This window comes from Enterobacter sp. fkY84-1 (genome assembly GCF_052974705.1).
Window position 1 is genome coordinate 2,217,918 of record NZ_CP169393.1, and the last position, 15,494, is coordinate 2,233,411.

The 15,494-nt window shown below is 63.7% G+C and carries 1 protein-coding gene; it reads left to right on the forward strand.

Annotation, left to right across the window (positions count from 1 at the left end; genetic code table 11):
• Positions 1-15: 15 nt before the first annotated feature.
• A complete protein-coding gene (locus tag ACEPLT_RS10645) occupies positions 16-15,492 on the forward strand; it encodes an Ig-like domain-containing protein (protein ID WP_447088379.1) in 15,477 nt (5,158 codons plus the stop codon).
• Positions 15,493-15,494 lie beyond the last annotated feature (2 nt).

The window sequence follows — 15,494 nt, forward strand, 5'->3', positions numbered from 1 at the left end:
TGGACCGCGGGAGAGGTGACGGTTAGCGTCAGCGCAAAAGATGCCTGGGGCAATACCGTTGCGGCTGAACACCCGATTGAACTCGATCTCAACGCCGTGGCGGTCACCATTGATACCGTCTCCGGCGATGACCTGCTGAATGCGGCAGAAAAAGGTGCCGATTTAACTCTCTCCGGAAAGACGCAGGGCGTGGAGGCGGGGCAGACCGTGGTGGTGAAATTCGCCGACCAGACCTTTACCGCCCAGGTGCAGCAGGATGGCTCCTGGAGCCTGACCGTGCCCGCCAGCGCCATGGAAACCCTGATCGACGGGCGGGCGCAGGTGAGCGTCAGCGTCACGAACGTCAACGGTAACAGTGCCGACGCGTCGCGCGTGGTCACGGTGGATACGCTGCCGCCGGCGATTACCCTCGATAACCTCACCAGCGATAACATCATCAATGCGGCAGAGGCGCAGCAGGATTTAGCCTTAAGCGGCACCAGTACTGCGGAACCGGGCCAGACGGTCACCGTGACGCTGAACGGCAAAACGTATCAGACCACGGTCCAGACGGACGGAACCTGGCAGCTGATCGTACCGGCGGCTGACGTCGGTGCCCTCAACGATGGCATCGTGACCGTGACGGCCACCGTAAGCGACGTGGCGGGCAACAGCAGCAGCGCCGACCGCGTTGGGCTGGTGGACGCCACCGTGCCGCAGGTGACCATCAACCACTTCGTCACCGACACCAATACCGTTAACCAGCTCGCCCATGCACAGGCTCAGATCCTGAGCGGCTCCGTCACCGGGGCGGCAGCGGGCGATCGGGTGACTATCACTATTAACAGCGTCGATTACACCACCGTGGTGGATGCGGCGGGCAACTGGAGCCTTGGCCTGCCGGCGTCTGTCGTACAGGGGCTGACGGACGGCACCTGGACCATCGACGTCTCCGTGACCGACCGATCCGGCAATACCGGAAGCAGTTCACTGGATGTGGTGGTGAATACCGTGACGCCTGTCATCGGTATCAACACGCTGGCGGCGGACGACGTGATCAACGCGGCAGAGAAAGGCGAAGCTCTGCAGATTTCCGGCACCAGCAACCAGCCGGAAGGCACGACCATTACGGTGACCCTGAACGGCATTCACTACACGGCTACCGCTGACGCGAGCGGAAACTGGAGCGTAACCGTTCCGGCGGCAAACGTCTCGGCGCTGGGCGAAGCGAATTACACCGTGACGGCGAACGTCACCGATAGCGTCGGCAACAGCGCTTCAACCTCGCACGACGTGCTGGTGGACAGCTCGCTGCCGGTGGTAACGATTGACACGCTGGCGGGCGACAATATCGTTAACGCGGCGGAAGTGTCGGCAGGGCAAACCCTGACCGGTAAGGTGACAAATGCGGCGCCAGGTGACACTGTCACGATTACCCTGGGCGGCCAGACCTTTACTGCCACCGTACAGGACGATCTCACCTGGAGCCTGCCGTTAACCCAGAGCCAGTTGACCGCGCTGGGCAACGGCGATCTGACCGTATCGGCCAGCGTCACCAACGCGCACGGCAATACCGGTTCTTCTTCGCTCGACTTCACCATCGACGCCCAGCTTCCGGGGCTGCGTATTGATACGGTCGCAGGCGACGACGTGATTAACGTGATTGAACACGCGCAGAACCTGATTGTGTCCGGCACCAGCACCGATCTGGCGGCGGGCAGCGCCGTCACCGTGACCATCAACGGAAAAGCGTATTCCGCAACGGTGCTGGCGGACGGCTCCTGGCAGGCGGCGGTACCGGCGGCGGACGTGTCCCAGTGGGCAGATGGCTCGCTGGATATCAAGGCAAGCGCGCAGGATGCCTCCGGCAACCCGGTGGCTATCGGGACCGTCGTGGACGTCGATCTCGCGCCTGTCGCCATCACCATCAGCAGCGTGACCGACGACAACGTCCTTAACGCGGCGGAAAAAGGCCAGGATCTGGTGCTGTCCGGCACGTCATCTAACGTTGAAGCGGGCCAGACCGTCACCATTATCTTCGCAGGAAAAACGTACACCACGACGGTGGATGCCAACGGCGACTGGACCTGGACCGTTCCGGCTGCCGATCTGAGCGGCCTGAAAGACGGCGACGCCAGCGTGCAGGTCAGCGTCACCAACGTGAACGGCAACGCCGCGTCTTCGGCGCAGGCATTCAGCGTCGACACCACCGCGCCGACGGTGGCCATCAACACCATCAGCGGCGATAACATGCTGAATGCGGCAGAGGCAGCGCAGGATCTGACCCTGAGCGGCACTTCTACTGCCGAAGCGGGCCAGACGGTCACCGTGACCTTCAACGGCAATCAGTACACTGCGCAGGTGCAGGCGGACGGCAGCTGGACGCTCGACGTGCCTGCGGCGGATCTGGCAGGCATCACCGACGGCAACGCGGCGGTCACGGCGACCGTGTCCGATAAAGCAGGTAACCCGGCCAGCGCGGGCTCATCGGTGCTGGTGGACACCACCGTACCGCAGATTAGCTTCAACATCGTCGCGGGCGACGACATCGTGAATATTGCCGAGCACGGCCAGGCGCTGATCGTCTCCGGTAAGGTGACGGGCGCGCAGGCGGGCGACGTGATTACCGTGACCCTGAACGGTAAAGACTACACCGCCATGCTGGACGCGTCCGGCAGCTGGAGCGTGGGCGTTCCGGCGGCGGACGTGGGCGCGCTGGTCAACGGCGACCAGACGATCTCCGCGACCCTCACCGACAAAGCCGGTAACAGCGCCACTGCGACGCACGAATTTGACGTCTACCTGACCGCGCCGGTGGTCGCCATCAATACCCTGGCGGCTGACGACGTGATCAATGCGGCCGAGAAAGGTCAGGATCTGCAGGTGTCCGGCACCAGCAACCAGCCGGAAGGAACCGCCATTACGGTGACCCTGAACGGGATTAACTATACGGCCACCACCGACGCGAGCGGGAACTGGAGCGTGACCGTTCCGGCGGCACACGTCTCGGCGCTGGGCGAAGCGAGCTACGCCGTGACGGCGAGCGTAACTGACGCCGCGGGCAACAGCGCGAGCACCGGCCACAGCGTGCTGGTTGACAGCGCGCTGCCGCAGGTCACCATCAATCCGGTCGCGACGGACGACATTATTAACGCGGCGGAAGTGGCTGCCGGACAGACCCTGAGCGGGAAAGTGAGCGGTGCGGCGAGCGGTGACACTGTCACTATTACCCTCGGCGGCAATACGTATACGGCGACGGTTCAGGACGATCTGAGCTGGTCGGTCAACGTGCCGTCCTCGGTCTTAACCGCCATCGGCAACGGCGATCTGACGGTGTCAGCCAGCGTCACTAACGGCCACGGCAACACCGGCACCGGCGAGCGCGACATCACCATTGATGCCAACCTGCCGGGCCTGCGCGTCGATACCGTGGCGGGCGACGATGTGATCAATAGCATCGAACACGCTCAAAACCTGATAATCACCGGTTCCAGCGACGGTCTGGCAACGGGCGCGGCGCTGACCGTCACCGTCAACGGCAAAACCTACGCGGCCACCGTACTGGCGGACGGCACCTGGACGGCGGCCATTCCGGCGGCCGACGTCAGCGCGCTCGGCGCGGGCACGGTTACCGTGAAGGTTGAAGGTCATAGCGCGGCGGGCAACCCGGTTTCCATCAGCCATGACGTGAAGGTGGATCTGGCGACAGTCGCCATCAGCATTAACCCGATTGCCTCTGACGACGTGATTAACGCGGCGGAGAAAGGCGCGGACCTGGTGCTGTCCGGCTCCACCACCAACGTGGAAGAAAACCAGACCGTTACCATCACCTTCGGCGGCAAATCGTACACCGCGACGGTCGATGCCGACGGCAACTGGACGGCCACCGTGCCGTCTGCCGATTTGGGCAGCCTGAAGGACGGCGATGCCAGCGTGCAGGTGAGCGTCACCAACGTGAACGGCAACAGCGCGTCGGCAGGCCGCGAGTACAGCGTGGACGCCACCGCGCCGACGGTGTCTATCGAGATCGTCAGCGACAATAACATCATCAATGCGGCCGAGGCGCAGCAGGATCTGGTCGTTAATGGTGTAACCAACGCCGAAGCGGGCCAGACCGTCACCGTGACCCTGAACGGCGTGGACTACACCACCACCGTTGAGGCTAACGGCAGCTGGAGCGTGACCGTGCCGTCCGCGGATCTGAGCGGTATTTCCGACGGGAACTACACCGTCAGCGCCGCCGTATCGGACAAGGCGGGCAACCCCGCCTCCGCGGATCGCGACGTGCTGGTCGATACCACCGTCCCGCAGCTGACCATTCACACCGTGTCCGACGACGACGTGATCAACAGCGCCGAGCACGTGCAGGCACTGATTGTCACCGGTTCCGTGACCGGCGCGGCGGCGGGCGACGTGGTCACCGTCACCCTCAACGGCAAATCGTACACCGCCACCCTGGACGCCTCCGGCAACTGGAGCGTGGGCGTACCTGCGGCAGACGTTACCGCGCTGGCCGCCGGGGATTACACCATCACCGCGGCGCTGACCGATAAGGCGGGCAACAGCAACAGCGCCACGCACGGTGTGGCGGTGAACCTGACCGCGCCGGGGCTGACCATTGACACCGTTTCCGGTGACGATGTGATCAACAGCACCGAGAAAACCCAGGATCTGACCCTCTCCGGTACGGCGTCCGGCCTGGCGGCAGGCGCGGTAGTGACCGTGATGCTCAACGGCAAAGCGTACAGTGCGCAGGTGGACGATAACGGAAAATGGACCACCACCGTTCCGGCGAGCGAGGTCGGTCAGCTGGGCGAGGCGCTTTATACCGTCACCGCGTCAGCCACGGACAGCGTCGGCAACAGCACCAGCGCGTCGCACACGGTAAACGTGGAGTCCGTTCTGCCGGGCGTGATTATCAACACCATTGCGGGCGACGACGTGATTAACGCCGCCGAGCTGGCTGCCGGCCAGACCATCAGCGGTAAGGTGGTGAATGCCGAGGCGGGCAACACCGTGACCGTGACCATTGGCGGCAACCGCTACACCGCAACGGTGCAGAGCGATCTGACCTGGTCCGTTAACGTGCCGGAATCCGTTCTGACCGCGCTGGGCAACGGCGATTTGACGGTGACCGCCAGCGTGACCAACGGTGTCGGCAACAGCGGATCCGCTGAGCGCGATATCACGATCGACGCTAACCTGCCGGGCCTGCGCGTGGATACCGTGGCGGGCGACGACGTGATCAACAGCATCGAGCACGGGCAGAATCTGATTGTGACCGGATCCAGCGATGGCCTGGCCGCAGGTACCAACTTGACCGTCACCGTAAACGGCAAAACCTACCCGGCCACCGTGCTGGCCGACGGCACCTGGCGTGCGGCCATCCCGGCTGCGGATGTGGGTGCCCTGGCAGCAGGTACGGTCACCGTGACCGTTGCAGGCCAGAGCAGCGCCGGTAACCCGGTTTCCATCAGCCACGATGTGACGGTAGATCTGGCGACCGTTGCCATCAGCATCGATGCGATTGCTTCAGACGACGTGATTAACGCCGCCGAGAAGGGCGCGGATCTGGTGCTCTCCGGGGCGACCTCGAACGTTGAGGAAAACCAGACCGTTACCATCACCTTCGGCGGCAAGAGCTACACCGCGACCGTCGGCGCCGACGGCAAATGGACGGCCACGGTGCCAGCCGCCGACCTGGCGGGTCTGAAAGACGGCAACGCCAGCGTGCAGGTGAGCGTCACCAACGTGAACGGCAACAGCGCCTCGGCGGGACGTGAGTACAGCGTGGATGCCACCGCGCCGACCGTCACGATTAACACCCTGGCGACGGATGATATTCTGAACGCCGCCGAAGCGAAGAGCGATCTGACGGTTTCCGGTACCAGCACCGCCGAAGCGGGCCAGACGGTCACCGTGTCGCTGAACGGCAAAGACTACACCACCACCGTCAGCGCAGACGGCAGCTGGACGCTGAACGTTCCGGCGGCCGATCTGGCAGGATTAACCGACGGCAGCGTCACCGTGACCGCATCGGTCAGCGACAAGGCGGGTAACCCGGCGTCCGTGGACCACAACCTGACGGTGGATGTGACCGTTCCTGCGGTCACTATCAACACCATCGCGGGTGATGATGTGATTAACGTGGCTGAACACAGTCAGGCACACGTTATCAGCGGCACCGCCACCGGCGCGGCCGCGGGCGATAAGGTGACCGTCACCATCGGCGGTCAGACCTACACCACCGTGCTGGACGCGGCGGGGAACTGGAGCGTGGGCGTACCGGCCAGCGTCATTTCCGGCCTCAGCGACGGCACCGTGACCGTCACGGCGTCCGTCACCGACGCGGCGGGCAACACCGGCACCGGCAGCCATAACGTGACCGTCGATACCGGTCTGCCATCGGTCAGCTTCAACGCCATCAGCGACGATAACGTGCTGAACGCGGTGGAAAAAGGTCAGGATCTGCGCGTGAGCGGCACCAGCGCCAACCTGGCGGAAGGCACCGTGGTGACCGTGACCCTGAACGGCAAAAACTACACGGCGACGACCGCGGCAGACGGCACCTGGAGCCTGACGGTTCCGGCGGCGGATCTGGCCGGTCTGGGTCAGGCCAACTACACCCTGAACGCGACCGCCACCAACGGCGTGGGCAACAGCGTGAGCAACACCGCGAACCTGCTGGTGGACACCGCGCTGCCAACGGTCATCATCAACACCGTGGCGGGCGATAACGTCATTAACGCGGCGGAAGTAGCCGCAGGCCAGACCCTGAGCGGCACCGTGGCGAATGCCGAAGCGGGCAATACCGTGACTGTGACCATTGGCGGCAACCGCTACACCGCAACGGTGCAGAACGATCTGACCTGGTCCGTCAACGTGCCGTCTGACGTGCTGACGGCGCTGGGTAACGGCAGCCTGAGCGTGACGGCGACCGTTACCAACGGCCACGGTAACACCGGGACCGGCGAGCGCGAGATCGCTATCGACGCTAACCTGCCGGGGCTGCGCGTCGATACCGTGGCGGGCGACAACGTGGTCAACAGCATTGAGCATGCGCAGAACCTCATTGTCACCGGCTCCAGCGACGGGCTGGCACCGGGTACGGCCCTGACCGTCACCGTAAACGGTAAAGACTATGCGGCCACGGTGCTGGCGGACGGCAGCTGGAGCGCGGCTGTTCCGTCTGCGGACGTGAGCGCGTGGCCGGAAGGTACCGTCAAAATCAGCGTTACCGGCGACAGCTCTTCGGGCAATCCGATTACCATCAGCCACGATGTGACGGTAGATCTGGCGACCGTTGCCATCAGCATCAATCCGATTGCGACCGACGACGTGATTAACGCGGCGGAGAAGGGCGCGGATCTGGTGCTGTCCGGTGCGACCTTCAACGTGGAAGCCGGGCAGACCGTGACCATCAGCCTGAACGGCAAAATCTATAGTGCGACAGTAGACGACAGCGGCAACTGGACCTGGACCGTACCGTCTGCGGATCTGGCTGGCCTGAAAGACGGCGACGCCAGCGTGCAGGTGAGCGTCACCAACGTGAACGGCAACAGCGCCTCGGCGGGACGTGAGTACAGCGTGGATGCCACCGCGCCGACCGTCACGATTAACACCCTGGCGACGGACGACATTCTGAATGCCGCCGAAGCGAAGAGCGAACTGACCGTGTCCGGTACCAGCACCGCCGAAGCGGGCCAGACGGTCACCGTGTCGCTGAACGGCAAAGACTACACCACCACCGTCAGCGCGGACGGCAGCTGGACGCTGAACGTTCCGGCGTCCGATGTTGCGGCCCTGACGGACGGCAGCGTGACCGTTACCGCATCGGTCAGCGACAAGGCGGGCAACCCGGCGTCGGTTGATCACACTCTGACGGTGGATGTGACCGTTCCGGCGGTGACCATCAATACCGTGGCGGGCGACGATGTCATTAACCTCGCAGAACACAGCCAGGCGCACATCATCAGCGGCACCGCCACCGGCGCGGCAGCGGGCGATAAGGTGACCGTCACCATCGGCGGTCAGACGTACACCACCGTGCTGGACGCGGCGGGCAACTGGAGCGTGGGCGTCCCGGCGAGCGTGATTTCCGGCCTCAGCGACGGCAGCGTGACCGTTACGGCATCGGTTACCGACGCGGCGGGCAATACCGGCACCGGCACGCATAGCGTGACCGTCGATACCGGCCTGCCGTCCGTAGCCTTCAACGCCATCAGCGGTGACAACGTGCTGAATGCGGTGGAGAAAGGTCAGGATCTGCGCGTGAGCGGCACCAGCGCCAACCTGGCGGAAGGCACAGTGGTGACCGTGACCCTGAACGGCAAAAACTACACGGCGACGACCGCGGCAGACGGCACCTGGAGCATGACGGTCCCGGCGGCGGATCTGGCGAGCCTGGGCGAAGCCAACTACACCCTGAGCGCGGCCGCGACCAACGGCGTGGGCAACAGCGTGAGCAACACCGCGAACCTGCTGGTGGATACCGCGCTGCCAACCGTCACCATCAACACCGTGGCGGGCGATAACGTCATCAACGCGGCGGAAGTGGCCGCGGGCCAGACCCTCAGCGGCAAGGTCGCGAACGCGGAGGCGGGCAATACCGTCACTGTGACCATTGGCGGCAACACGTACACCGCAACAGTGCAGAGCGATCTGACCTGGTCCGTGAACGTACCGGAATCCGTCCTGACGGCGCTGGGCAACGGCGACCTGACGGTGTCTGCGACTGTGACCAACGGCCACGGCAACACGGGAACGGGCGAGCGTGAAATCGTTATAGACGCCAGCCTGCCGGGCCTGCGCGTCGATACGGTAGCGGGCGACGATGTGATCAACAGCATCGAACATACTCAAAACCTGATCGTCTCCGGCACCAGCGACGGGCTGGCGGCAGGCACAACGCTCACCGTGATCGTCAATGGCAAAACCTATGCGGCCTCCGTGCTGGCAGACGGTTCCTGGAGCGCGGCGATCCCGGCGGCAGACGTCGCGGCCTTCGCAGCAGGTACGGTCACCGTGACCGTTGCAGGCCAGAGCGCGGCGGGCAACCCGGTGACCATCAGCCATGACGTGACCGTCGATCTGGCGGCGGTGGCTATCAGCATCGATGCGATTGCCACCGACGACGTGATTAACGCGGCGGAGAAGGGCGCGGATCTGGTGCTCTCCGGCAGCACCTCGAACGTGGAGGAAAACCAGACCGTTACCGTTACCTTTGGCGGCAAGACGTACACCGCGAAGGTGGATGCCGACGGTAACTGGACGGCCACCGTGCCTTCCGCCGATCTCGCGGGCCTGAAGGACGGTGACGCCAGCGTGCAGGTGAGCGTCACCAACGCGCACGGCAACAGCGCCTCGGCGGGCCGCGAATACAGCGTGGACGCGACTGCGCCAACCGTGACCATTGATACGGTCGCAGGCGATAACGTGATTAACGCCAGCGAAGCGGCTGCGGGCGTGGCTATCTCCGGCACCACCACGGCGGAAGCCGGGCAGACGGTCACCGTGACGCTGGGCGGTAAGAGCTATACCGCGCAGGTGCAGCAGGGCGGCGTCTGGAGCGTGAACGTGCCGGGCAGCGATCTGACCGCACTGGCGGATAGCGGCTACACCGTGCAGGTGAGCGTGAGCGACGCCGCGGGTAACCCGGGCAGCGCGGGTAAGACGATTACGCTTGATACCACGCCGCCGACCGTCAGCTTTAACGTGGTGGCGGGCGATGACGTGATTAACAGCGTGGAGCACGGCCAGGCGCAGATCGTCAGCGGGTCGGCAACCGGCGCGAACGTCGGTGATAAAGTGGTTATCACCCTCGGTTCGCACCAGTACACCACCACCGTTGACGCCAGCGGCAACTGGAGCGTGGGCGTTCCGGCCAGCGTGATTTCCGCGCTGACCGACGGCACCGTGACCCTCAGCGCGACCATTACCGACAGCGCGGGTAACAGCAGCACCCAGACCCATGACGTGGTGGTCAACACCGCCTCCGTGGCGCTGACGGTGAACACCGTTAGCGGTGACGACGTCATCAACGCGGCTGAAGCCGGTTCGTCACTGGTGATTAACGGTTCCAGCGCGCAGTTCGCCAGCGGGACCCAGGTCACCGTGACCCTGAACGGCAAGACCTATACGGCTACGATCCAGAGCGACGGCACCTGGACGACCACCGTACCGGCCGCTGACGTGGGCGCTCTGGCCGATGGCGCACGCTATCAGGTGTCGGTGTCGGCACAGGACAGCGCGGGCAACAGCGCGTCTGCAACGCACGGCATCAGCGTGGATACCACTGCGCCGGTGGTGAGCATTGGGACGCTGTCGGTTGACGACATGCTGAACGCCGCGGAAGCGCAGCAGCCGCTGATCGTGCACGGATCTTCCAGCGCGGAGGCGGGTCAGACCGTTACCGTGACGCTGGGAGGAAAAACCTACACTGCGCTTGTCGGCAGCGACGGCACCTGGACGCTCGACGTGCCGGCAGCCGACCTGGCCACCCTGAGCCAGGGCGCGCTGACGGTCACCGCCTCGGTCAACGACAAAGCCGGTAACAGCGGCCAGACCACGCACACCTTAACGGTGGATACCGTCGCGCCAACCGTGACCATCAGCACCGTGGCCGATGACGATATCGTCAACAACGCGGAGCAGCTGGCGGGCCAGACCATCCGCGGCACCACCACGGCGGAACAGGGCCAGACGGTGACCGTCTCCTTCAACGGGCACAGCTATCAGGCGACCGTCGGGGCGGACGGATCGTGGTCGGTCTTCGTACCGGGCCGTGATTTCCTCGGCCTGAGCGACGGGGAGTACACCATCACCGCGTCGGTAAGCGACAGGGCGGGCAACCCGGGCAGCGCAACGCACGACGTGACGCTGAACGGCGATGTTCCAACCATCACCATTAACACCTTTGCGCAGGACGACATCGTCAACGCCGCCGAGCACGGCACGCCGCTGGTCGTCAGCGGTACCACCAACGCGCCTGCAGGCCAGACGGTGACCCTCACGCTGAACGGCAAAACCTATGCGGCAACCGTCCAGAAGGACGGCACCTGGAGCTACACGGTCAGCAGCGCTGACGTGGCCGCGCTGGCAGACGGCGGCTCGTACGTGATTAACGCGCAGGTCAGCAATACCATCGGCAACAGCGCCAGCGATAACCATACCGTCACGGTGGACCTCACCGCGCCGTCGATGGGGATCAGCATTGATTCGCTGCAAAACGATACCGGCCTGAGCGCAACGGATTTCATCACTAACGACAGCCAGGTCGTCGTCAACGGCTCGCTGACCGCGCAGCTCGGCAATAACGAGAAGGCGCAGATCAGCCTCGACGGCGGCGTCACCTGGATCGACCTGACCGTGACCGGCACCACCTGGCGCTACGCCGATGGCCGCACCCTGACGGACGGGACGTATCAGTACCAGGTCCGCGTGATTGATAACGCGGGCAACGTGGGGGCCACGGACAGCCAGGACGTGGTGATTGACCTGACGAAGCCTGCGGCAACCACCATTACCGTGGATTCCATTACGCAGGATACCGGCCTGTCCGGCAGCGACTTTATCACCAGCGACAACCAGATCAGCCTTAAAGGCACGCTCGGCGCGGCGCTGGGCAGCGGCGACCACGCGCAGATCAGCCTGGACGGCGGCGTCACCTGGATCGACGTCAGCGTCAGCGGCCTGAGCTGGACGTATGTCGATGGGCGCACGCTGGCCGACGGGGATTACAACTACCAGCTGCGCGTGATTGACGATGCGGGCAACATCAGCGCCACCGCCTCTCAGGTGGTGACCATTGATACGGTTGCACCGGACGCCAGCAAAACGATCGCCATCGACAGCATCAGCGACGATACCGGCCTGAGCAGCAGCGACTTTATCACTCGCGACACGTCCCTGACGCTGCACGGCTCGCTCGGCGCGACGCTGGCCGACGGCGAATATGCCCAGATCAGCATCGACGGCGGCGTCACCTGGCAGAACGTGATTGTCACCGGCAACAGCTGGTACTACGTCGATAGCCGCACGCTGGGTAACCAGACCTATGACTATTACGTCCGCGTGGTGGATGCCGCCGGTAACGTGGGAGCCAGCGCCCATCAGCAGGTGACCGTCGATACGATTGCTCCGGATGCGGCGATCACGGTGTCGGTGGATAACATCACCGTGGATACCGGCTTCGACAATAACGACTTCCTGACCAGTTCGACCTCGTACACCCTGCACGGAACGCTCGGCGCTGAACTCGGCGCGGGCGAGTACGTGCAGGTGAGCATGGACGGCGGCACGACCTGGGTGTACGCCACCGTCAGCGGCACCCAGTGGAGCTACAGCGATACGCGTACCCTGACCGACGGCAGCCATAACTATCAGGTGCGGGTTGTCGACCAGGCGGGGAACGTCGGGGCCACCACCTCGCAGGCGGTGACGGTGGATACCCAGGCGCCGCAGTACGGCATCACCATCGACAGCATCAGCGACGATACCGGCCAGTCCGGGAGTGATTTCATCACCATGGACACCACGCTGACCATCAACGGTTCGCTGGGCAGCGCGCTGGCAAGCGACGAGCGCGTACAGATCAGCCTCGACGGCGGGAATACCTGGCTTGATACCACGGTCACCAACCAGCGCTGGAGCTACACCGATACCCGCGATCTGCCTGACGGAGACTACACCTACCAGGTGCGGATTATCGACCAGGCGGGCAACGTGGGTTCCACCGCGTCTCAGGTCGTCACGGTAGACACCACGCCGCCGACCACGGTCGGTACGGTCGTGAGCTATACCGACGGCGAAGGCGAGCGTCAGGGCACCTTTGGCAGCGCGGTGGCAACGGACGATAACTCGCCGCTGATCAACGGGACGCTGAACCGCGCCCCGGACGACGGCGAGATCGTGCAGCTTTACCGTGACGGGGTTCTGCTCGGCCAGGTGACCATGAACGGCAGCGCAAGCTGGTCCTTCCAGGACAACGGCCTGAGCGACGGGAATCACACCTACATCGTGCGCGTCACCGACAGGGCCGGAAACTACACGGAATCCGACGGCTTTGTGCTGAACGTCGATACCAGCATCCCGACCACCACGGCGGCGATTACCGCGCAGACCACGTCGGATACCACGCCGATCGTCACCGGTACCGTCTCCGCTGACCTGGTGAACGGTGAATACCTGGTGGTGACGGTGAACGGCAAAACTTACACCTCCCAGACGGGCGGTGCGGTGGTGGTCGACCCGGATCACAACACCTGGTATCTGCAGATCCCGGACGGCGATGCGCTGAGCGTGGCGAGCTACAGCGTGACCGCGCAGGTGAAGAGCAGCGCGGGTAACGGCAATACCACCGGTACGGCGACCGGCAGCCTGGTGATTGATACCACCTCGGTGAACACCGACTGGGCAACCACGACGGGGAACAGCAACAACTCCACCATGACCCTCGGCATGAACAGCAGCGGTCTGTGGAATATCATCGCTAACGGCCAGTCATACTCCAGCAGCGATAGCTCGACCTATGCCGGCAATACGCTGACTAACACCCGTAACTACTACGTGGTGAGCCAGACCGCCGCCGACTTTGACCGTAACGGCACGCAGGACATTTTCGCGACGGAAAATACCTACGCCGGGTCAACGCAGGTGATGTGGACCTACGATGGCAGCACCTATAACGCCAGCCAGTTGGCAATGGGCACCACCATCTGGTACGGCGGCGTGATTGCCTACGATAAAACCGGGGATGGGTATCTGGATCTGGCGTACGGTGACTCCGGCGCGGACTCCATTACCTATCTGATCAACAACAACGGGGTACTCTCGCCTGACGGCACCTACGGCGGCGCGGGATTCTGGGGACAGTTCACCACCATGCGTGAAATCTCCGGCGTCGATATTAACAATGACGGCACCGTGGATGTGGTTCAGCACACCAACCGCAGCGGCGCGTACTCGTTAACCGTGATCAACAACAACGGCAACGGCACGCTCTCCATCGGTCAGAACCTGACGAACGTGTTTGTGCCCAACGCCTCGAATACCACCACGGCGGCGTCCATGACGTGGGCAGACTTCAACGGCGATGGCTACATGGATCTGTACCTGGGCAGCAGCTACAACAACAACGGCGGGGTGATCTACTACAACGACGGTACCGGGAAGCTCTCGGCCACCAAGAGCGCGGTCGAGGCCTCTAACGCAGCGGCGGGCTATCTGTCGGTGGCGGTGGACTGGAACGGCGACGGGCAGATGGACATCGTCAAGCTCAGCACCTACGGCGGCTCGCAGACGGCGACGCTGTTCACCAACAACGGCTACGGCTCCACCTGGACCGCCAGCCAGCTGGCGTCCGGCATTGCTTACGCCACCGGCGTGGCGGCAGTGGACTACAACTGGGACGGCGCGCAGGATCTGCTGGTCTCTCAGCAGAACGGCAAGGTGGTGCTGGTGCAAAACAGCAAAACCATTGCTGACGGCACCGCGATGCATCTGCACATTGTCGACAGCGAGGGCATCAACGCCTACTACGGCAATACGGTCAACCTGTACAACGCCGCGGGCGTGCTGGTGGCCTCGCAGATCATTAACGCCCAGTCCGGTATCGGGTCGAACGACACCTCCGCGCTGGTGAGCTTCTACGGGCTGGATCCGAATGAAACCTATTCGGCCGAGATCCTGAAGATCACCAACGGCGTGTCGGATAACGTCACCTGGAGCGGCCTGGAGGCGGGCAACGGCAAAGAGGGCTACGTCCTGACGGCCGAAGCGGCCACCGGCGGCCACAGCGGAACCATTACCGGAACCGGGTATAACGACACCTTTATCGCCGAAAATGGCACGTATACCTACAACGGTTCCGGCGGCTGGACTACCCATTCCGACCATGACACCTGGAGCAACACCGGCGGGATGGACGTGGTGGATTACCGCAATGCGACCTCTGGCGTGACCGTTGACCTGCGCCTCTCAACCGCGCAGGACACCGGCTTCGGCACCACGCGTCTGCTGAACATTGAAGGGATTAACGGCTCGGATTACGACGACGTCATCACCGGCAACAGCGGTGATAACCGGTTCGAAGGCCGTGGCGGAAACGACACCTTCAACATCGGCAGCGGCGGTCACGATACGCTGCTCTACAAGCTGATCAACGCCTCGGATGCCACGGGCGGTAACGGTCACGACGTGGTGAACGGCTTTACGGTCGGCACCTGGGAAGGGACGGCGGACACGGATCGTATTGACCTGCGCGATCTGCTCTCCGGCAGCGGCTATACCGGCACGGGCTCGGCGAGCTATGTGAACGGCGTGGCCACGCTGGACAGCGGCGCGGGCAATATCAGCGATTACATCCGCGTGGTGCAGAACGGCAGCAATACCGAGATCCAGGTTGACCTGGACGGTACCGGCGGTCAGTTCTCGCCAACCACCCTGGTGACGCTGAACGGCGTGCAGACGGATCTGGCAACGCTGCTGGCGAACCATCAACTGTTAATTGCGTAAAA